The sequence below is a fragment of the Burkholderia gladioli genome (genome assembly GCF_000959725.1).
GTDB lineage: Bacteria > Pseudomonadota > Gammaproteobacteria > Burkholderiales > Burkholderiaceae > Burkholderia > Burkholderia gladioli.
Genome location: NZ_CP009322.1, coordinates 1,505,583 through 1,529,044, shown reverse-complemented (window position 1 = coordinate 1,529,044; position 23,462 = coordinate 1,505,583). Strand labels below are relative to the sequence as shown.

6 protein-coding genes are annotated in these 23,462 nt (G+C 69.1%); 5 read left to right on the top strand and 1 reads right to left on the bottom strand.

Translation table 11 applies throughout. From position 1 onward, the window contains the following. Window positions 1-62: 62 nt before the first annotated feature. Window positions 63-881, bottom strand: coding sequence for a class II aldolase/adducin family protein (locus tag BM43_RS07165; RefSeq protein WP_052409218.1), 819 nt, complete (start codon window positions 879-881; stop codon window positions 63-65). 301 nt (window positions 882-1,182) lie between these two features. Between BM43_RS07165 and BM43_RS07160 the strand changes: the two genes are divergently transcribed. From BM43_RS07160 to BM43_RS07140, 5 genes are all read left to right on the top strand, one after another. Beyond that, on the top strand, window positions 1,183-2,514 hold the full coding sequence (locus tag BM43_RS07160) for an MFS transporter (protein WP_036056105.1): 1,332 nt from the start codon (window positions 1,183-1,185) through the stop codon (window positions 2,512-2,514). A gap of 25 nt (window positions 2,515-2,539) precedes the next feature. After that, a complete protein-coding gene (locus tag BM43_RS07155) occupies window positions 2,540-3,454 on the top strand; it encodes a LysR substrate-binding domain-containing protein (RefSeq protein WP_036056106.1) in 915 nt (304 codons plus the stop codon). Window positions 3,455-4,127: 673 nt separating this feature from the next. Further along, window positions 4,128-4,679 (top strand): VOC family protein, encoded by a 552-nt coding sequence (locus BM43_RS07150; RefSeq protein ID WP_042285834.1) that lies wholly within the window; start codon window positions 4,128-4,130, stop codon window positions 4,677-4,679. A 150-nt stretch (window positions 4,680-4,829) separates the two neighbouring features. After that, window positions 4,830-6,398 carry an aminodeoxychorismate synthase component I gene (gene pabB / locus BM43_RS07145; protein ID WP_052409217.1) on the top strand — a complete coding sequence of 523 codons (1,569 nt, stop codon included), beginning with the start codon at window positions 4,830-4,832 and terminating at the stop codon, window positions 6,396-6,398. A 99-nt stretch (window positions 6,399-6,497) separates the two neighbouring features. Further along, window positions 6,498-23,453, top strand: a complete 16,956-nt coding sequence (locus BM43_RS07140; RefSeq protein ID WP_052710562.1) for a non-ribosomal peptide synthetase — start codon at window positions 6,498-6,500, stop codon at window positions 23,451-23,453. The last annotated feature ends 9 nt before the right edge of the window (window positions 23,454-23,462 follow it).

Sequence of the window (23,462 nt, the reverse complement as noted above, 5' to 3'; positions counted from 1 at the left end):
CCCGGCGCGCGCCTGTTCACGGCATGAAGCGCGAAACGGCGGCGCCGGGCATGCCGCTGGTTTCATAGCGGAATCGCCTCGCCATAGGCGCGCAGGTCGGCATGCTCGCGCAGCAGTTGCTCGTACAGGCCCTGGAAGCCCAGCCAGGCCACGTAATCGGAAGCGAGATGGCGGCGGATGCCGCGTGCCTCCTCGTCGCCCAGCACCTCGATCGGGCCGGCCGCCTCGGCCAGCAGCTGCACCTGCGCGCAGCGCTCCATCGCGATGAAGCGGTAGACGGCCGAATCCACGCTCGAGCCGATCGTCAGCAGCCCGTGGTTGAGCAGGATCGCGGCCTTGCAGTCGCCCATGGCCTGCGCGATGCGGCGCCCCTCGTCGGTGGCGAGCACCACCACGTCGCCGCGAAACACCACGTGGTTCTCGAAGAACAGGCAGGCTTCCTGGTTGATCGGCGCGAGCAGCCGCTCGCGCGCGGCGAAGGCGCGGCCGTAGGTGGTATGCGTGTGCACGGCGGCCACCGCCGAGGCGATGGTGCCGTGGATGCCGCAATGGATCGCCACCGCGGCCGCGTTGACGGGGCCGTCGCCGTGATGAACCCGGCCGTCGTCGTCGATGCAGATCAGGTCGTCGGGATGGACCGTCGAGAAGTGCTGTGCGTAGCGGTTGACCCAATAACGATCGTGATGCTCGGGGTCGCGCGCCGTGACATGGCCGGCGATGCCCTCGGTCAGCCCGAAGCGCGCCAGCAATCGATACGCGGCGGCCAGCTTGAGCTTGCGGTGGCGGCGCTCGGCCTCGATCGTCGAATAGGTATGAGCAACCGGCAGGGCGCCGCCGATCGGGGTGGGGATCTGGTAGTCGTTCGGGTCCGCTGCTGTCATGCGAGGCCTTCGGGGAATGGGGAGGATGGGGCGGCGGGCGTCACTGGCCCTCGATGAATGCATTCTCCGGCGCCGCGCTCACCAGCGTAAAGCGACGATTGGGCAAGCGCGTGTGAGCTTTTTTCACAGGCGCCGGCGCATCATGCCGAAGCGTCACAGGCTGGTGACTTTTCGTGGATTGCCATGGAAATTCGGCCGGTGCTAAATGACATCGACGCGGCAGGGCCAGCCCCGAGCCGCGCGACGCGCCCGCTCCCGGCGTGCGCCCGCCTGCCCACCGACCCAGCCACCGGACCCGCCCATGGCCGCTACCCACGACACGCAGCCCGCGCTGCCGCCCGACCTGATGAAACGCATCGCGTGGCGGATCGGCCCGCTGATGGTGCTGATGTACGTCGCCAACCAGCTCGATCGCGCCAACGTCGGCTACGCGGCGCTGACCATGAACGCCGAGCTCGGCATGAGCGCGGCGCAATACGGGCTGTCGGCCAGCCTGTTCTTCCTCGGCTACATCCTCTGCGAGGTGCCGAGCAACCTGTTCATGCATCGCTACGGCGCGCGCCGCTGGATGACGCGCATCCTGCTGAGCTGGGGCCTGCTGTCCTCGCTCACCAGCTTCGTGCCGAACGCGCACTGGCTCTACGCGGCACGCTTTCTGCTCGGCGCCTTCGAGGCCGGGCTCTATCCGGGCATGGTCTATTACCTGACCTTGTGGATGCCGGCGCGCAACCGCGTCTGGATGATGTCGCTGTTCACCATGTCGATTCCGCTCACGGGCATGCTCGGCGCGCCGGTGTCGACCTGGATCATGGAGCACGCGAGCGTGTTCGGCATCACCGGCTGGCGCGCCATGATCCTGCTGGAGGGCGTGCCGGCGATGCTGCTCGGCGTGGTGGCCTGGTTCTGGCTGCCCGACGGCCCGCATGCCTGGCGCGGGCTCGGCGAGGCCGACCACGCCCGCCTGCGCGCGGCGCTGGCCGCCGAACAGGAAAGCGCGGCCGCGACGGTGCAGCCCGACAGCGCGCGCAAGGCGCTGGGCAATCCGAAGGTCTGGGCGCTGGGCCTGGTCTATTTCGGCATCAACTCGGGAATCATCGGACTCCTGTATTTCCTCCCCCAGGTGGTGAAGACCTTCAGCGGCAGCGCTCACCTCTCGCTCACGCAGATCGGCCTGATCTCGGCCGTGCCGTTCGCGGTGGCGGTGGTGGGCGTGCTGGCCTGGGGCCGCCTGGTATCGCGCCGGCGCGTGCATGCCGGCCATGTGGCGGGGCCCTTGATGCTGTCGGCGGTGACGCTGGCCAGCGCGCTGTACCTGGCCTCGCCGCTGGCGACGGTGGCCGTGCTCGCGGTCGGCACCACCGCCTGCTTCTGTAGCATCTCGACCTTCTGGCAGTTGCCGACGCGCATCCTCACCGATCGCGCGGCGGCGGCCGGCATCGCGCTGATCACCAGCATCGGCGTGTCCTCGGGCTTCCTGATGCCGTATTTCATCGGCTGGGTGCGCGACACCACCGGCACCTTCCGGCTCGCCTTCATCGCCGTCGCGGTGGCGATGACGATCGGCTCGGCGCTGGCCATCGTGCTCGATCGTCCGAAGCAGCGCGCCTTCGAAGCAAGCATGGCGCTAAAATGAGGCTCGATTTTCCGGAGGACGAGCCGTGTCGCTGCGTCGAGGCATTCCTAGTCTGACCGCCTTGCAGGCCTTCGAGGCATCGGCGCGGCACCAGAGTTTCTCGAAGGCCGCCGCCGAGCTGCAGCTCACGCATGGCGCGATCTGCAAGAAGGTCAACGAGCTGGAGGCCAGCCTCGGCATGGAGCTGTTCCGGCGCGTCAGCCAGCGGCTGGTGCTGACCGAGGCCGGCGCCGATTATGCCCACCGTATCCGCCTGCATCTCGAGCAGATCCGCCAGGACACCCAGCAGTTGCTCGCGCAAGGCGAGCGCTCCACGCTGCGCGTGGCGGTGGGCGTGACCTTCGGCGCGCAATGGCTGGTGCCGCGGCTGCCGCGCTTTCACGCGCGCCACGCCAATATCCAGCTACGCCTGACCGGCCGCGATCAGGCGACCTATTTCCAGGATCTCAATTTCGACGCCGCGATCCACTTCGAGAAGACCTTGTTGCCGGGCCTGGCCGGTCGCGTGCTGATCGCCGACGACGAGCTCTGGATCGTGGCCGCGCCGGGCCGCGTCGAGGGTGCCGATCCGGCCCGGATCGCCGCGATGCCGTGGATTCATGCGCGCGACCTGCCCGGCGCCTGGATGAACTGGGCCGAGGCCGCCGCGATGCCGCGCGCCGAGCCGCATGGCGGCGATCATTTCTTCGACTTCTTCATCATGGCGATCCAGGCCGCCGTGGCCGGGCTCGGGCTGGCCTTGCTGCCGCGCCTGCTGATCGAAACGGAGCTGAGGGACGGGCGGCTGGTGCGCGTGGGCGATTACGCGACGGTCAATGCCCAGAAAACCTATCTGCTGTATCCGGAACAGAAACAGGATTCGGCGCCGCTCGTCACGTTCGCCGGCTGGCTCGAAGAGGAAATGGCAGAATATCGTGCCTCGCGGGATGCCGCTCGGTAGTTGAGCGCGATTCATTGTGTTATGGGTCGATGTCGACGATATTAAGCAGGGAAACGCAGTTTCCATTCCCGCATGGAGACAATCGGTATCAATCGGTGGAATAACAAAACATCCTCAAACAAGCTCAAGAAAACCTGAATAATTCTTAGCGCCGACTCTCGCCATTTATTTCAATTCCAGTACTGAAAATTCTTGTAATCGCGCTGGACAAACTTGCGAGGTCCGGCCGGCAAGGCCTTGGCGCTTGACTGCAGGGCTTGCCGCGGCCCGGCAGAATAAAGCAGACGCCTCTCCCAAACACGCGCGCTCGTTTGCATAATCGATTCGATCGAATCGATTGTATTGACAGTTCGAATTTGTCACTGTTGAATGCGTCGCTAACGAAAATATGAGAGGGCAAACCATGGTCGCGATGCATTCATTTCGTCCGTATCACGCGGACTGAGGTGGCATTGGAAAACCGCGCCGTGATTCCATCGCGCATTGACTCGCCGATCCGATTTTGCGGAACGGCGCGCGAACGTGGCCTTGCGCGCGGCTTTTCTTCCCGCGATCCCATCCATTCCCCTGCCAGTCATCCGCCCGTATTGCCGTGGTCGGCCGATCGAGCCAACCACGGCATGCGCTCGTACGCGCCGATCAGGCGCGCTTCCGTTTCGCAGGACGCATCCCTATGAACGCAGGTATTCCCCACGCAGTCCGTGCCGCCGATCCGGGCGAGCCGTCCGGCTCCAAGGCCGCGGACGCAAACGTTTCCTTCCAGCGCATCGACCATATCGCGCTCGCGGTGAAAGATCTCGAGGAGGGCGTGCGGCTGTTCCGCGACGTGCTCGGTTTCGAGCTGAAGCAGCGCCGCCATATCAAGGGCGCGCGCACCGGCATGGTGTCCGCCGAGATGGAGCTGAACGGCATTCGTTTCGTGCTGTGCCAGGGCACCGAGCCCGAATCGCAGGTCTCGAAGCTGGTCGAGCACCATGGCGTCGGCATCGCGCATATCGCGATGGCCGTCGAGGACGTGGAGACGGCCGTCGATTCGCTGAAGTCGCGAGGGCTCGGCTTCGACACCAAGGTGATCAAGGGCAGCGGGCTGACCCAGGCGTTTTCCTCGCGCTGCCACAACACCGGCATGAGCTTCGAGCTGATCCATCGCTCCGGCGAGGAAGGTTTTCTCGAGGACAACGTGCAGGACCTGTTCGACCAGCTCGAGCAATCCGGCAAGTACTGAGCGGCCCGGCCGCGTCTTCGTTTCAAGGATTTCCGTTCCGTTCGCGTTGATGCTCGACGACGCGACGCGGCATGCCGCCGTGTCGCCGCGGATTGCGCGCGTGAGAGGAACGTGTCTTCAGTCACTGGTATGTCGAAAGGAATTTCCATCATGGGTCGCTTCCAGATTCAGTGGCGGGCGCTGGACCTGCGCGCGGATGCCTTGCAGGCTTTTCGCGGCGTGTTCCTGGGCTCCCCGGGCACGTTCATGTTCGAGAGCAGCGTGGTGGTGCCGGGCTTCTCGCGCTTCAGCTTCATGGGCGATGCGCACGGTCCCTTGGGCGAGATCCTCACCTACGATCTGCACGCGCGGCGACTCACGATCGCGCGTGAGGGCCGAAGCGAGACGATCGAGGTCGAGAGCCTGTTCGCCTGGTTGAACACGCAACTGATGGAGCGAAGGATCGAGGCGCCTCCCGAACTGCCCTTCGACTTCAACCTCGGCTACGCGGGCGTGTTCGGCTACGAACTGAAGGGCGAGACCGGCGGCTCGCTGGCCTGGCGCTCCGATACGCACGATGCGGCCTTCGTGTTCGCCACTCGCCTGGTGGCGATCGACCATCTCGAAGGCAAGACCTGGCTGCTGCATCTGGTCGACGGCGAGGCCGCCCGTGCACGTGCCGAGGCCTGGTTCGACACGGTCGAGGCAGTCCTGAGCGCGCCGGCCGACGCCGGCGGCGCGGTGGCTTCCGCCCAGGCCGGCGCACCGCGCAGGAAACTCTCGCTGGCCGAGGTGGAAGCCTGGATCGCCCGGCACGCCGAGATACGCCACGACCGGCCCAGCTATATCGCCAAGATCCGCGAGGCGCTGACCGAGATCGTCAACGGCGAGAGCTACGAGATCTGCCTCACCAACCTGGTCAGCTTCCCGTTCGAGGGTTCCCCCTTCGCGCTCTATCGCGCGATGCGCGAGCTGTCGCCGGCGCCGCATGCGGCCTATTTCGATATCGGCGATTTCTCGCACGTCGGCTCCTCGCCCGAGCGCTTCCTGTGCGTGGACCGCCACGGTCACGCCGAGGCGAAGCCGATCAAGGGCACGCGTCCGCGCGGGCGCACGCCCGAGGAGGATCAGGCGCTGATCGACGACCTGCTGGCGAGCGAGAAGGACCGCGCCGAGAACCTGATGATCGTCGACCTGCTGCGCAACGATCTCGGCCAGGTCAGCCGGCTCGGCTCGGTGCACGTGCCGAAGCTGTTCGACGTCGAGACCTATTCCCATGTGCACCAGTTGGTGTCGACCATTCGCGGCACGCTGAAGGCGGAGGTGTCCGGCCTCGAATGCCTGCGCGCCGCGTTCCCGGGCGGCTCGATGACCGGCGCGCCGAAGAAACGGACCATGGAGATCATCGACCGTCTCGAGCAGGGGCCGCGCGGCATCTACTCGGGTGCCTTGGGCTGGCTCGGGCTGTCGGGCGCCTGCGATTTCAACATCGTGATCCGCTCGGTGACGATCCAGGGCGGCCGGGCGAGGCTGGGCGTGGGCGGCGCGATCACGGCGCTGTCCGATCCCGTCGAGGAATTCGACGAAACCATCGTGAAGGCACGTGGCGTGATCGAGGCGGTCGAGCGGCTCGCTGCGCTGGAGCGCGCCGAAGCCGAGCAGGCGCCGCCGCCGGAGCTGTCATGCGCGATGGCGCAGGCCGAAGCCCCGCACGCGGCGGCCGGCGCGACGGCGGTGTAAGGGCGTGCCTGGCGCACGTCATCGAGAACAAGCAATCCGCGAACCGGCCCGCGCATCCCTGGCGCTTCACGAGGCTGGTCGCATGAAGGAGAAAGCGCAGTGAACCAGACAGTCCTGCTGGGCGAAGTGTATCCGTTGACGGCCGCGCAACGAGAAATCTGGCTCGACCAGGCCGTGCACGGCGATGCACCGGTCTACAAGATCGGCGGATACACGCGAATCGCCGGTAGCGTCGACGCGGCGTGCTTCGAACGCGCCGTGAACCTGCTGGTGGCGCGCCATGACGCGCTGCGCCTGGTGCTGGTGCCGGGCGAGAACGGGGAGGGGCTGCCGCGCCAGGCGGTCGCGAAGACCCTCACGGTCGAGGTGCCCCTGCACGATTTCTCGGCCGAGCCGGATCCGGATGCCGCGGCGATCGCCTGGGCGCGGCAACGGCTGGCCGAATCGTTTCCGCTCGACGGCCGGCCCCTGTTCCGCTTCGAGCTGGCGAGGATCGACGCGGCGAACTTCCTGTTCACGCTGAATTTCCATCACTTGATCGTCGACGGCTGGGCGATCGGCCTGCTGGTCGATTCGCTGGCGCGGATCTACAGCGCGCTGGCGCAGGGCCGGGAACCGGAGCTCGATGCGCCGTCCTATCTCGAGTTCGTCGAGCAGGATCGCGCGTTCCGCGAATCGCCTCAGTTCGAGCGGCAGCGCGCCTACTGGCTCGACAAGTACCGTTCGGTGCCCGACCCGCTGTTCGCGCCGCGTTCTCGCGAGCGCTTCGACGGGCCGGTCGCGCCGAGCGGGCACCATGCGCTGTGCCTGCCGCGCGCGTTCTACGATCGCATCGCCACCTTCGCGCAGCGCTGCGAGTCGACGCCGTTCCACGTGATCCTCGGCCTGCTTCATGTGTATTTCTCGCGCACCGCCCAGCGCGACGAGCTGGCGATCGGCCTGCCGATCCTGAATCGCTCGAATGCGCGGATGCGGCAGACGGCCGGCATGTTCACGGGCGTCAGCGCGGTGCGCCTGGGCTACGATCCGGCGCAGCGTTTCGACGAACTGCTGAAGTCGCTCGGCCAGACGCTCAAGCAGGATTACCGTCATCAGCGCTTCCCGATCAGCGAGCTGAACCGCTCGCTCGGGCTGCTGCAGGCGCGCCGCGCGCAGTTGTTCGACATATCGGTGTCGTACGAGCGGGACGATTACGACATGCGCTTCGGCGAGAGCCCGGCGCAGGTGCATATGTGCTCGAACGGGCACGAGCAGTTGCCGCTGGCCCTGCATATCCGCGAGAACCGCTTCGATGCGAACGCGTGGATTCACTTCATGTACAACCGCGCCTACTTCGAGCAGGAGGAAGTCGAGGCGATCGGCGCGCGTTTCGAGCAGTTGCTCGGGCAGGTGCTCGAGGATGCGCGCGTGCCGGTTGCGGACTTGCGCTTGCCGACGGCTGGGGAGCTCGCGCGTCTGCGGGAGTGGAGTGCGAGCCCGGCGGCGTTCGAGCGGGACGAGCCGCTGCATCGCCTGTTCGAGGCCCGTGCGGCGCAAACGCCGGACGCGGTCGCGCTGGAATTCGAGGGGCAGCGCCTGAGCTACGGCGAGCTGAACGCGTGGGCCAATCGCGTCGCGCATCGCCTGGTCGGGCTGGGCGTGAAGCCGGACGATCGCGTGGCGATCTGCGTGGAGCGCGGCCCGGGCATGATCGCCGGGCTGCTGGGCGTGCTGAAGGCCGGTGCTGGTTACGTGCCGCTGGACCCGGCTTACCCGGCCGAGCGGCTCGCTTATACGCTGGGCGACAGCGCGCCGCTGGCGGTGCTGGTGCAGGCCGGCACGCGCGAGGTGCTGGGCGAGTTGACGGTGCCGGTGATCGATATCGATGCGCCAGGCGAAAGCGGCGCGTCGAGCGACAACCCGGTGGTGGAAGGGCTGAACGCGCGCAGCCTCGCTTATGTGATCTACACCTCGGGTTCGACAGGGCAGCCGAAGGGCGTGATGATCGAGCACCGCAACGTGACGCGGCTGTTCGCGGCCACGCAAGCGTGGTACGGCTTCGGCCCTCAGGACACCTGGGCGCTGTTCCACTCGTTCGCCTTCGACTTCTCGGTCTGGGAGATCTGGGGCGCGTTGCTGCACGGCGGCCGGCTGGTGATCGTGCCGAAACTGACGAGCCGCTCGCCGCAGGCGTGTTACGCGCTGCTTTGCGATACCGGCGTGACGGTGCTGAATCAGACGCCGAGCGCGTTCCGTCAGCTGATCGCGGCACAGGCCGAGAGCGATCGGGAGCACGAGCTTCGCCACGTGGTGTTCGGCGGGGAGGCGCTGGAAGTCGGGATGCTGCGCCCTTGGTACGAGGATGCGCGCAACCGCGATTGCCAACTCGTCAACATGTACGGCATCACCGAGACGACGGTGCACGTGACGTATTGGCCCTTGAGCGCCGAGGGTGGCGGAACGCCAGCGGGGATCGGGCGGCCGATCCCGGATCTGTCGGTCCATGTGCTGGACGCGAACCTGAATCCGGTGCCGATCGGGGTGGCGGGGGAGCTGTGCGTCGGCGGGGCGGGCGTGGCTCGCGGCTACCTGAACCAGCCGGAATTGACGGCACGGCGCTTCATCCGCAATCCGTTCAGCGAGGATGGCGAGGCGAGGCTGTACCGCAGCGGCGACCTGGCGCGCTTCCTGCCGGACGGCACGCTGGAATACCTGGGGCGCATCGATACGCAGGTCAAGATCCGGGGTTTCCGGATCGAGCTGGGGGAAATCGAGGCTGCGTTGTCAGCCCTGCCTGGTGTGCGAGAAGCCCTGGTGATGGCGCGGGAAGATGAGCCTGGAGAAAAGCGGCTCGTCGCGTATTTCGTTGTGGACGATGCCGAGGCGGCTTCGGACACAGCGGCGCTACGTGCCGGCTTGTCCCGCACGCTGCCCGACTTCATGCTGCCGGCGGCCTTCGTCGCGCTCGAGCGTTTCCCGCTGACGGCGAACGGCAAGATCGATCGCAAGGCGCTGCCGCGCCCCGCGCAAACGGTAGACGCTGAGCAGTACGTCGCGCCGCGCACCTCGATCGAAGAGCGTCTGGCGGCCATCTGGGCGCAGGTGCTGCACCTCGATCGCGTCGGCATCCACGACAACTTCTTCGCCGTGGGGGGCGATTCGATCCGTGCCGTGTCGGTGCTGTCGAAGGCGAAGGCGCAAGGGCTGGAGTTCGCGCTGGTCGACCTGTTCACGCGGCAGAGCATCGCCAATCTGGCCCAGGCGCTGACGCTGGACGAGGTGAGCGTGGCGCAGGAAGCCGCGGCGCTGAGCCTGAGCGCGGCTGACCAGGCGCGCCTGCCGGCGGGCATCGAGGATGCCTATCCGCTGACCTACCTGCAACGCGGGATGGTCTACCACAACCAGCAGGCTTCCGAGGACGCGTCGATCTACCACGACGTCTTCAGCTACCGCTTCGGCGTGCCGGCCTGGGACGAGGCGAAGCTGAGGCTGGCCCTCGACGCGATGACGCGTCGCCATCCCGTGCTGCGCACCTCGTTCGACTTCGATCGTTTCGACGAGCCGATGCAACTGGTTCATGCCGAAGGGCGGGTGCCGCTGAGCGTCATCGATCTGTCGGGGCTGGGCGAGGCGGAACAGGAGCGCGTGATTGCGGAGTTCGTGGAGGCGGAGCGCAAGACGCGGGTGGCGCTGGAGGTGGCGCCCTTGCTGCGCGTGTTCATCCACGTGCGAGGCGCCGACGAGATCCAGTACACGCTGAGTTTCCACCACGCGATCCTGGATGGCTGGAGCGTGGCGTCGCTTAACACCGAGCTGTTCGCTGCCTACCTGGCACTGCTCGACGGCGACGCGTCCGAGCTCGCGATGGCGCCGCTCGCGCGCACCCCGCGCAGCGCGGTGGAAAGCGAACGCGGCGCGCTCGCCTCCGAGGTGCATCGCGAGTTTTGGCGAAACACGCTCTCCGGCCACTCGTTCAGCGGCTTGCCGCCGGCGGAGCCCGGTACGGGACCGGATATCACGCGGCCCGAATTGCGCGTGACCGTAGATGGCAGCCTGCGCGCCAGCTTGCAGACCGTGGCGAACGGCCTGGGCGTGCCGATGCGCAGCGTGCTGTTGGCCGCGCACCTGCGGGTGCTGTCGATGCTGTCGGGCAAATTGGATGTCACCACCGGCCTGGTGTCGAACGTGCGCCAGGAGCAGGACGACGGCGAGAAGGTGCTGGGCCTGTTCCTGAACACCTTGCCGCTGCGCCAGGAACTGAAGCCATCGAGCTGGGCCGAGCTGATCCGCCGGACCTTCGGCACCGAGCTGGAGGTGATCCGTCATCGCCATTACCCGTACTTCCAGATCCAGCTCGACAACGATCGCAGCGCGCTGTACGAGGTGGCCTTCAACTACGTCAATTTCCACGTCTACGAATCCCTGGCGCGGCATGCCGGCTTCGAGGCGCGCGACTGGCACGCATTCGAGGCGACCAACTTCGCGCTGCTGATCAATTTCGCCGATATGGCGGACGGCCTGACCGTGGACGTCAAGATCGATCCGGCGCGTTTGTCGGCGGGACAAGGCGAGCGGATCCTGGCTTATTACCTGAATGCCTTGCAGGCAATTGCGCACGATGCACAAGCCGCTCATGACGGCGTCGACCTGCTGTCGGCGCATGAACGGCAACAGGTGGTGGAAGCCTGGAATCGCGACGTGGCTGCATTTGAACGCGAAGACACGCTTCATGGCCTGTTCGAGGCCCATGCCGCGCAAACGCCGGATGCGGTCGCGCTGGAATTCGAGGGGCAGCGCCTGAGCTACGGCGAGCTGAACGCGTGGGCCAATCGCGTTGCGCATCGCCTGGTCGGGCTGGGCGTGAAGCCGGACGATCGCGTGGCGATCTGCGTGGAGCGCGGCCCGGGCATGATCGCCGGGCTGCTGGGGGTGCTGAAGGCCGGCGCCGGTTACGTGCCGCTGGACCCGGCTTACCCGGCCGAGCGACTTGCTTACACGCTGGGCGACAGCGCGCCGCTGGCGGTGCTGGTGCAGGCCGGCACGCGCGAGGTGCTGGGCGAGTTGACGGTGCCGGTGATCGATATCGATGCGCCAGGCGAAAGCGGCGCGTCGAGCGACAACCCGGTGGTGGAAGGGCTGAACGCGCGCAGCCTCGCTTATGTGATCTACACCTCGGGTTCGACAGGGCAGCCGAAGGGCGTGATGATCGAGCACCGCAACGTGACGCGGCTGTTCGCGGCCACGCAAGCGTGGTACGGCTTCGGCCCTCAGGACACCTGGGCGCTGTTCCACTCGTTCGCCTTCGACTTCTCGGTCTGGGAGATCTGGGGCGCGTTGCTGCATGGCGGCCGGCTGGTGATCGTGCCGAAACTGACGAGCCGCTCGCCGCAGGCGTGTTACGCGCTGCTTTGCGATACCGGCGTGACGGTGCTGAATCAGACGCCGAGCGCGTTCCGTCAGCTGATCGCGGCACAGGCCGAGAGCGATCGGGAGCACGAGCTTCGCCACGTGGTGTTCGGCGGGGAGGCGCTGGAAGTCGGGATGCTGCGCCCCTGGTACGAGGATGCACGCAACCGCGATTGCCAACTCGTCAACATGTACGGCATCACCGAGACGACGGTGCACGTGACGTATTGGCCCTTGAGCGCCGAGGGTGGCGGAACGCCGGCGGGGATCGGGCGGCCGATCCCGGATCTGTCGGTCCATGTGCTGGACGCGAACCTGAATCCGGTGCCGATCGGGGTGGCGGGGGAGCTGTGCGTCGGCGGGGCGGGCGTGGCTCGCGGCTACCTGAACCAGCCGGAATTGACGGCACGGCGTTTCATCCGCAATCCGTTCAGCGAGGATGGTGAGTCGAGGCTGTACCGCAGCGGCGACCTGGCGCGCTTCCTGCCGGACGGCACGCTGGAATACCTGGGGCGCATCGATACGCAGGTCAAGATCCGGGGTTTCCGGATCGAGCTGGGGGAAATCGAGGCGGCATTGTCGGCCTTGCCGGGCGTACGAGAGGCCCTGGTGATGGCGCGAGAGGACGAACCTGGAGAAAAGCGACTCGTCGCGTATTTCGTCGCGGACGCGGCACACGCTCAGCATGATGTCGCCGATCTGCGCGCGGAACTGTCCCGCACACTGCCCGACTTCATGCTGCCGGCGGCGTTCGTCGCGCTCGAACGTTTCCCGCTGACGGCGAACGGCAAGATCGATCGCAAGGCGCTGCCGCGCCCCGCGCAAACTGTGGACACCCGGCAGTACGTGGCACCACGTACCTCGATCGAGGAGCGTCTGGCGGCGATCTGGGCGCAGGTGCTGCACCTCGATCGCGTCGGCATCCACGACAACTTCTTCGCCGTCGGGGGCGATTCGATCCGTGCGGTGTCGGTGCTGTCGAAGGCGAAGGCGCAAGGGCTGGAGTTCGCGCTGGTCGACCTGTTCACGCGGCAGAGCATCGCCAATCTGGCCCAGGCGCTGACGCTGGACGAGGTGAGCGTGGCGCAGGAAGCCGTGGCGCTGAGCCTGAGCGCGGCTGACCAGGCGCGCCTGCCGGCGGGCATCGAGGATGCCTATCCGCTGACCTACCTGCAACGCGGGATGGTCTACCACAACCAGCAGGCTTCCGAGGACGCGTCGATCTACCACGACGTCTTCAGCTACCGCTTCGGCGTGCCGGCCTGGGACGAGGCGAAGCTGAGGCTGGCCCTCGACGCGATGACGCGTCGCCATCCCGTGCTGCGCACCTCGTTCGACTTCGATCGTTTCGACGAGCCGATGCAACTGGTTCATGCCGAAGGGCGGGTTCCGCTGACGGTCATCGATCTGTCGGGGCTGGGCGAGGCGGAACAGGAGCGCGTGATCGCGGAATTCGTGGAGGCGGAGCGCAAGACGCGGGTGGCGCTGGAAGTGGCGCCCTTGCTGCGTGTGTTCATCCACGTGCGAGGCGCCGACGAGATCCAGTACACGCTGAGCTTCCACCACGCGATCCTGGATGGCTGGAGCGTGGCGTCGCTCAACACCGAGCTGTTCGCTGCCTACCTGGAATTGCTCGACGGCGACGCCTCCGAGCTTGCCCTGGCGCCGCTCGCGCGCACCCCGCGCAGCGCGGTGGAAAGCGAACGCGGCGCACTCGCCTCCGAGGCGCATCGCGAATTCTGGCGCCGCTATCTATCCGGCTACACCTTCAGCGAACTGCCTCCCGCCGAACCCGCCGAACCCGGTGCGCCGTCGGCGCCGCTCAGCGCGAGCGTCGACGAAGGCGTGCGCGACCGGCTGCGTGCGGTGGCGAACGGCCTGGGCGTGCCGATGCGCAGCGTGCTGTTGGCCGCGCACCTGCGGGTGCTGTCGATGCTGTCGGGCAAATTGGACGTCACTACCGGCCTGGTGTCGAACGTGCGCCAGGAGCAGGACGACGGCGAGAAGGTGCTGGGCCTGTTCCTGAACACCTTGCCGCTGCGCCAGGAACTGAAGCCGTCGAGCTGGGCCGAGCTGATCCGCCGGACCTTCGGCACCGAGCTGGAGGTGATCCGTCATCGCCATTACCCGTACTTCCAGATCCAGCTCGACAACGATCGCAGCGCGCTGTACGAGGTGGCCTTCAACTACGTCAATTTCCACGTCTACGAATCCCTGGGGCGGCATGCCGGCTTCGAGGCGCGCGGCGGCCATGGTTTCGAGGCCACCAACTTCCCGTTCGGCGTGAGCTTCGGCGACATGTCGAGCGGCCTGAGCATCGATCTCAAGCTCGACGCGTCGCGTTTCTCGCCTGCCCAGGGCGCGCGCATCCTCGCTTATTACGTGGCCGCGCTGGAGGCCATCGCCGCCGACGCGCAGGCCGATCACAGCCGCGCCGATCTTCTGTCCCGCGCCGAGCGCGAGCAGTTGCTGGTGCACTGGAACGATACGGCGATGCCGTTCCCCGAGGACGCCTGCCTGCACCAACTGGTCGAACAGCAGGCGGCGCGCCGTCCCGATGCGATCGCGGTGATCGACGCGCAGGAACGGCTGAGCTATGCCGAACTCAATGCCCGCGCCAACCGGCTCGCGCACCGGCTGCGCCGGCTGGGCATCGCGCCCGACGATCGCGTCGCCCTCTGCATGGAGCGCGGCGCCGCCATCGTGGTGGCGATCCTGGCCGTGATGAAGGCCGGCGGCGCCTACGTGCCGCTCGATCCGGCCTATCCGGACGAGCGGCTCGCGCATATGCTGGCCGACAGCGCGCCGGTGGCGGCACTGACCGACAGCCGCTCGCGCGCCCGCCTGGCGGGCCTGCCCGCCGCCGTGCCGGTGCTCGAGCTCGACACGCAGGCGGATTCATGGCGAGACGAGGCGGGCGACGATCTGCCGCCCGGCGAGATCGGGCTGGACGCCGGCCACCTGGCCTACGTCATCTACACCTCGGGCTCGACCGGCACGCCGAAGGGCGTGATGATCGAGCACCGCGGGCTGGTCAACCATGCCATGGCGATCATCGCCAGCTTCGAGGTGCGGGAGGACAGCCGCGTGCTGCAGTTCGCCTCTACCAGCTTCGATGCGAGCATCTCCGAGGTAGTCATGGCGCTGTGCCGTGGCGCCGCGCTGTACGTGCCGGCCGACGGGATCCGCCACGACCGCCAGGCGCTGTGGGCCTATCTCGAACGCGAGGCGATCACGCACGCGACCCTGCCGCCGGCGCTGCTGCAGGACGGCGGGGCCTTGCCGCCGATCGCCACGCGCCCGACCCTGGCCCTGGTGGGCGAGGCGCCCGGCGCGGCGCTGTTTCGCGCGCTGGCCGGGCAGGCCGAGCTGCTCAACGGCTACGGGCCGACCGAGGGCACCGTGTGCGCCACCGCCTGGCGCTGCCCGCCCGGCTTCGACGACAAGACCGTGCCGATCGGGCGCCCGATCGGCAACGTGCGGCTCTATCTGCTCGACGCGCATGGCCAGCCGGTACCGGTCGGCACGCCGGGAGAGATTCACATCGGCGGGGCGGGCGTGGCTCGCGGCTACCTGAACCAGCCCGCGCTGAGCGCCGCGCGTTTCCTGCGCGATCCGTTCAGCGAGACGCCGCACGCGCGCATGTATCGCAGCGGCGACCTGGCGCGCTACCAGCCCGACGGCAACCTGGTGTTCCTAGGCCGCAACGACGACCAGGTCAAGATTCGCGGCTTCCGGATCGAGCTCGGCGAGATCGAGGCCCGGCTGGCCGAAGTCGTGGGGGTGCGCGAGGTGGCCGTGATCGTGCGCGAGGACGCGGCGGGCGACCGGCGCCTGGTGGCCTACTACACCGCGGCTGACGGCCAGGCGGAGGCGGCCGGCGCCGAGGCGCTGCGCGAGCATGCCGCGAACCGTCTGCCTCGCCACATGGTGCCGGCTGCCTATGTCGCGCTCGATGCGCTGCCGCTCACGGCCAACGGCAAGCTCGACCGTCGCGCGCTGCCCGCCCCCGAGGCGGGGGCCTACGCGCGACGCGACTATGCGGCGCCGCAAGGCGAGGCAGAGCGCCTGCTGGCCGAAGTCTGGTCGGCGCTGCTCGGGGTCGAGCAGGTGAGCCGGCACGACAACTTCTTCGAGCTCGGCGGCCATTCGCTGCTGGCCGTACGCCTGGTCGCGAAACTGCGCGAGGCCGGCTTCGAGGCCGATATCCAGACGCTGTTCGGCGCGCCCACGCTGGCCGACCTGGCCGCCTCGCTGCATACGGCCTCCGACCACGCGGTGCCGCCCAACCGGATTCCCGCCGATGCGCGCCATCTCGAACCGTCGATGCTGAGCCTGGTCGAGCTGGACCAGGCCGAGATCGACGTCGTCGTCGCGACGGTGCCGGGCGGCGCAGCGAACGTGCAGGATATCTACCCGCTCGCGCCGCTGCAGGAAGGGATGCTCTACCACCATCTCGCGCAGAGCGAGGGCGACGCTTACCTGTCGCGGGTGCGATTCGGCTTCGGCAGCCGCGCCGCGCTGGAGCGCTTCGTGGCCGCCTTGCAGGCGGTGGTGACGCGGCACGACGTGCTGCGCACGGGGATCGCCTGGGAAGGCTTGCGCGAGCCGGTGCAGGTGGTGCGTCGCGAGGCGCGGCTGCCGGCCGAAGAGGTGACGGGGCTCGACCCGGCGCTCGGCGAGGTCGGCCTGCAATTGCAGGATCGCTTCGATCCCCGGCATTTCCGCATCGACCTGCGCCAGGCGCCGCCGATGACGATCCGCTATACCCACGACGCGGCGGCCGACAGCTGGGTGCTGCTGCTGCTGACCCACCACATCGCGCTCGACCATACCGATATCGCGATCCTGCTGCGCGAGGTGGCGGCCCATCTCGACGGAAGCTGGGACACGCTGCCGCCGCCGCCGGCGTTCCGCGACCACGTCGCCCGTGCGCGGCTGGGCGGGCGCGGCCCGCGCAGCGAAGCCTTCTTCCGCGCGATGTTGTCCGACGTCGACGAGCCGACCCTGCCTTACGGCCTCGGCAACCTCGACGCCGACAACGGGGGCGAGCGCGTGGAGATCGTCAACGCCGTGCGCGAGCTGGCGCCGGAGCTGGCATCGCGGCTGCGCCAGCAGGCGCGCCGGCTCGGCGTGAGCGTGGCGAGCCTGTTCCACCTCGCCTGGGGGCACGTGATCGGCAAGCTGTCGGGCCGCGAGGACGTGGTGTTCGGTACCGTCCTGCTGGGCCGCTGGCAGGGCGGCGAGCGCGTCGAGCACGTGGTGGGGCTGTTCATCAACACCTTGCCGCTGCGGGTGGAGGTGGGCGGCATCGGCGTGCGCGACGCTGCGCTGCGCACGCATCGCACGCTGGCCGACCTGATGGGCCACGAGCATGCCTCGCTGGCCTTCGCGCAGCGCTGCAGCGGGGTGGCCGCTCCGGCGCCGCTGTTCAGCGCCTTGCTCAACTTCCGCCACAGCGCGGAAGGCACCGTGATCGACGGCGGCAGCATCCCGGGCTGGCAGGGCATCGAGGTGCTCGACGGCGAGGAGCGCACCAACTACCCGTGCGCGCTGTGCGTCGACGATCTCGGCGAGGGCTTCAGGCTGACCACCCAGTTGGTCGCGCAGTTCGACGCGGCGCGCGTATGCGCCTATCTCGAGCGCGCCGTCGGCAGCCTGGCGACGGCGCTCGAACAGGCGCCGGGCACGCCCGTGCGCGAACTGGCCTGGCTCCCCGAGGCGGAGCGCCGGCAATTGATCGAGGGCTGGAATGCCAGCGAGGCGCCGTGCCCGTTCGAGTCCGGCGTGCATGCCCTGTTCGAGGCCCAGGCGGCGCGCACGCCCGACGCCCCGGCGCTGGTGGACGGTGCGCGCTCGCTCGACTACGGCACGCTCGACGCGCGGGCGAACCTGCTCGCGCGCCACCTTGCCGCCGCCGGCGTGGCGGCGGGCGAGCGCGTGGCGATTTTGCTCGATCGCTCGATCGAGTTGATCCTGGCCGAGCTGGCGATCCTCAAATGCGGCGCCGTCTACGTGCCGCTCGACCGCAACGCGCCGGCCGAACGCCAGGCCTTCATGCTCGCCGATTGCGGCGCGCGCTGCCTGTTGAGCCTGAGCGGGCACGCGGCGCCCGATCTCGCGGCGCTGCAACGCATCGACATCGACACGGTGCTGGCCGGCGCCGACGCCGACCGGCGGCCCGAACCGCAGCCCGACGCGCCGCCGCCCGCAGCATCGGCCGGCGGGGATCAGGCGGCCTACATCATGTACACCTCGGGCTCGACCGGGCAGCCGAAGGGCGTGATCATCGCGCATCGCGGCATCAACCGCCTGGTCGTCAACAACGGCTACGCTGAATTCGCGCCGAGCGACCGCATCGCCTTCACCTCGAACCCGGCGTTCGACGCCAGCACGATGGAAGTGTGGGGCGCGCTGCTGCACGGCGCCTGCCTGGTGGTGGTGCCGCACGAGGCGCTGCTGTCGGCGCCGCGGCTCGCCGAGCTGCTGCAGGCCGAGCGCGTCAACATCCTGCACCTGGTGGCGGGCCTGCTCAGTTCCCATGCCGACGCGCTCGCGCCGGTATTCCCGCGGCTGCGCTACCTGCTCACCGGCGGCGACGCGGCCGACGTGCGCGCGGTGCAGCGGATCATGCGCAACGGCGCGCCGCAACATCTGGTGCATTGCTATGGCCCGACCGAATCGACCACCTTCGCCACCACCTACACGCTGCGCGCCGGCGACGAGCCGATGGAGCGGCTGCCGATCGGCCGGCCGATCTCGAACACGCGCGTCTACCTGCTGGACCGGCTCGGCGAGCCCGCGCCGGTGGGCGTGCCGGGCGAGCTGCACGTCGGCGGCAAGGGGGTGGCGCTCGGCTACCTGAACCTCGACGCGCTGAGCGCCGAGCGCTTCGTGCGCGATCCCTTCGCGCCGGCCGGGGATTCGTCGGCGCGCATGTATCGCACCGGCGATCTGGCGCGCTACCTGCCCGACGGCAATATCGAATACCTGGGCCGCAACGACGGCCAGGTCAAGATCCGCGGTTTTCGCGTCGAGCCGGGCGAGATCGAGGCGAAGCTGGGTGCGTGCGGCCTGCGCGACGCGGTGGTGATCGTGCGCGAGGACGTGCCGGGGGACAAGCGCCTGGTGGTGTACCACACCGACGCCGCCTGCGATGTCGAGGCGGTGCGCGAGCACCTGCGCCGCAGCCTGCCCGAGTACATGGTGCCGGCCGCCTATGTGGCGCTCGCGGCGCTACCGCTGACGGCGAACGGCAAGCTCGATCGCCGCGCGCTGCCGGCGCCCGACGCCGCCGCGTTCGGCCAGCAGGCCTACGAGGCGCCGCAAGGCGACCTGGAGGCCACGCTGGCGGCGCTCTGGTCGGAATTGCTGGGCGTCGACCGGGTGGGGCGACAGGACAATTTCTTCGCGCTCGGCGGCCATTCCTTGCTGGCGGTGCGCGTGATCGGCCGCCTGCGCGAACGCTTCGGCGAGGCTGCCACGCTCAAGACGCTGTTCGAGGCGCCGAGCCTGGCCGCCTTCACGCGGCGGCTCGCGCTCGCGAGCGCGGCGCAGGCCGGCGCATCCGAGCACGGCGGCGCGGCGCGCTTCACCCCGGCGGCATCGGCCGCGCGGCGCGAGGCCGGGGCGGCGTTCCCGCTGTCCTACGTGCAGGAGCGGCTGTGGCTGATCCAGCAGCGCGACGGCGGCCGCGCCTACAACATGAACGGCGCGCTGGTGCTCGACGGGCCCTTGTCGATGGCGGCGCTGCAGGCCGCCTTCGACGGGCTGGTCGCGCGTCACGAGACGCTGCGCACGCGTTTCGAGATCGCCGCGGGCAGCGACACGCCCTCGCAGTTCGTCGATGCCCCGCGGGCGGTGGCCTTGCCGGTCCATGAGATCGTCGAGGCCGACCTGCACGCGGCGCTCGAGCGTCACGGCGGCATCGAGTTCGACCTGCGGCGCGGCCCGCTGATGGACGTGCGGGTGCTGCGGATCACGCCGCGGCGGCACGTGGTGTCGATCGTGATGCATCACATCGTCTCCGACGGCTGGTCGCTGGGGGTGTTCGTGCGCGATCTGCGCGCGCTCTATCTCGCGGCCCGCGACGCTCAGGACGGCGACGCGGCGGCGGTGCCGCTCGTGCCCCTCGCGGCCCAGTACGCCGATTACGCGTGCTGGCAGCGCGAGCAGGATCTCGCGCCGCACCTGGCCCACTGGACGGCGCGGCTCGACGGCCTGGGCGCGCCGGTCGACCTGACGGTGCCGGGCACGCCCGCCGACGCCGATCACGGGCCGGCCGGCGTGTTGCGCCGCAGGCTGTCGCCGGCGCTATCGGGCCGGCTCGCGCAACTGAGCCGGCAGCGCGGCGTGAGCCTGTTCACCATCTTCCTGGTCGCGCTGGGCGTGCTGCATCATCGCCGCAGCGGCCGCGAGGACTTCTGCATCGGCACCACCACCGCCGGGCGCGACGACGCGCTGCTGGAGCCGTTGATCGGCTTCTTCATCAATATCCTGCCGCTGCGCCTGGACCTGTCGGGCGAGCCCGATGTCGCGACCCTGCTGGCCAGGGCGGGCGAGCGCGTGCTGGAGGCGCTGGAACACCAGGCGCTGCCGTTCGAGCACATGCTGGCGGCCGTGCCGGCGCTGCGCCAGCACGACGCTCGCTCGCCGGTGCCGGTGATGCTGCGGCACCAGAACGTGCCGCCCGTCGAGACGCACGACTGGGGCGGCGGGCTCTCGCTGTCGGTGCAGCAGGAGGTGGTCAACCGCCAGGCGCAGTCGGACCTGGACCTGGAGATATTCGGCGACGGCAAGGGGCTCGAACTGGTGGCCAACTACGACAGCCTGCGCTTCGATGCCAGCCAGATGGATTTCATGCTGACCGTGCTGGAGGAATTGCTGGTTCGCATGGCCGACGCGCCCGAGACCTCGCTGGCGGCGCTGCGCGAGCCGACGCCGGCCGAGCAGGCGCTGGTGGCGCGCTCGAACGACACGCGGCGCGCCTATCCAGGCACCAGCGTGAACGCGCTGTTCGCGCGGCAACTGGCCGAGCGTCCCGATGCGCCGGCCTGCGTGTTCGAGGGCGAGGTCGCGAGCTACGCCGAGCTGGACCGGCTGGCCGGACGCATCGCCCGCGCGCTGCATCGGCGCGGGATCGGCGCCGGCGCGCGGATCGCCCTGCATTACCCGCGCTCGACCGGCTTCGTGGCCGCGATCCTGGCCGCGTTCCGGCTGGGCGCCGCCTACGTGCCGATCGACCCCGGCTATCCCGCCGCCTACGTGCGGCGCACGCTGGACGACGCGATGCCGGCGGCGATCGTCACCACGGCCGTGTTGGCGCCGTCGTTCGAGGCCGGCGGCGCGCCGGTGCTGCGGCTCGACGTCGAAGCCGATCTCGAAGCCGATCTCGAGTCCGGCGAGTTCGACGCGCAGCCGACCTTCGAGGCGGCGGCGACCCGGCCCGACGATCTCGCCTACATCGCCTACACCTCGGGTTCGACCGGGCAGCCCAAGGGCGTGATGGTCGAGCACCGCCAGTTGATGAACTGCCTGCAGGCCCTCTGGGAGCGCACGCCTTACGCGGCCGACGAGGTGGTCGCCCAAAAGACCTCGATGTCCTTCGTGCCCTCCATCAAGGAGATGCTGTCGGGGCTGCTGGCGGGCGTGCCGCAGGTGATCCTGCCCGACGCGGTGGTCAAGGACGCGCCGGCCTTCGCGGCGGCCCTCCAGGCGCATGGCGTGACGCGCCTGAACCTGGTGCCCTCGCACCTGGCCGTGCTGCTCGAGCATGCCGGGCAGCTGGGCGCGCTGCGCCACGTCACCACCGCAGGCGAGCCGCTCAGCCGCCGCCTGGCCAGGCGCTTCGCCGCCACGCTGCCGCGCGCTCGCCTGCACAACAACTACGGCTGCAGCGAGCTGAACGACATCAGCTATGGCGAGGGCGCCGAGCTGGCCGCGCTGCACGCGGTGGCACCGGCGGGGCGGCCGATCGCCAACTGCCGCGTCCACCTGCTCGACGAGCGGCTCGCGCCGGTGCCGGTGGGCGCCGTGGGCATGCTGCACGTCGAGGGCGACCCGGTCGGCCCCGGCTACTGGAACCGGCCCGACCTGACGGCCGAGCGCTTCGTGCGTCATCCCGCGACGGGCGCCTGGCTGCTGCGCACCGGCGATCTCGGCCTGTGGCTGGCCGACGGACAATTGCTGCACCTGGGGCGCGAGGACTTCCAGATCAAGGTGCGCGGGCAGCGCGTCGAGCTGCCCGCCGTCGAGCTGGAGCTGGCCTCGCATCCGCAATTGGCGGCGGCCGCCGCGATCGGGCGCGAACTGGGCGGCGAACTGCAACTGGTGGCGTACTACGTGCCGCGGCCGGGTGCCGAGCTCGACGCCAGCGCGTTGCATGCCTGGCTGGCAGAGCGCCTGCCCGCGCCGATGGTGCCGAGCCGCTTCGCGGCGCTCGCGGCCATGCCGCTGCTGCCGAACGGCAAGCTCGACCGGCTCGCGCTGCGCGCGCTCGATCCCGGCGCGGCCCAGCTTGCCGCGGGCCGCCACGAGGCGCCGGTGGGCGAACTCGAAACCCTGCTGGCGCGGATCTGGGCCGCGGCGCTGGGGCTCGAGCGGGTCGGCCGGCACGACAACTTCTTCGCGATCGGCGGCCATTCGCTGATGGCGGCGCAGGTGGCGGTGCGCGCCAGCGAGCAGACCGGCGTGAGCCTGTCGGTGCGCAGCATCTTCGATACGCGCACGGTGCACCGGCTCGCGGCCCTGGTCGAGGCGGCCCGCGCGGCGCCCGGCGAATTCTCGCGGCGCCAGTCGAACGACGCGAGCGCGCAATACGTGGTGTTCCACGCCGAGGGGCGCCAGCGGCCGCTGTTCCTCACCCACACGCTGCAGGGCTACTCGTGGTATTTCGAGCACCTGGCCGCCCACATCGACGCCTCGATCCCGGTGTATGGGCTGCCGCCGCTCGCGCTCGGCGAAACCCAGCCGCGCACGCTGGAGGCGATCGCGGCGCGTTTCGTGGCCATGATGCGCGGGATCCAGCCCGAGGGGCCGTATCGCGTGGCGGGCTGGTCCTTCGGCGGGCTGATCGCCTACGAGATCGCCACGCAGCTGCTCGCGCAGGGCCAGGAGATCGAGTTCCTCGGCGTGTTCGACACCACGCTGCCGCCGGCCGCGACGGAATTCGACGCGCACCGGATCGCCCTGGTGACGCTGTATTCCTTCGCGATGAACAACTTCAGCGATTTCGAGGCGGGCAGCATCGATTTCGAGGGCGCCACCGATATCGGCCTGCTGATCGACACGCTGGTGCAGGCGATCGAGGCGCGCCGCGAGGCGGGCCGGCCGCTCTGGCACCTGTCCTACGAGACGGCGCGCGAGAACCGGCTGTTCCTGGAGCGCCTGGTGGCGCACGGCGCCGCGATGAGCAGCTGGCGGCCGCGCCCGGCCCCGCTGCGCATGCACGTGTTCGCGGCGGCCGACGCCTCGATCACGCCGCTCGAAGGGCATGCCGCCCTGCCCGAGGCGCTGGGCTGGGAAGCCCTGGTCGAGCGCGAGGCGATCGAGGTGGTGGCGGTGCCCGGCAACCACGAGACGATCATCAAGGTCCATGCCGACGTGCTGGGTCGGGCGATCGGCGAAGTCCTGAACCATCGGCTCGCGCTGCACGACGGCGCGCCGCAATGACAACCGGAG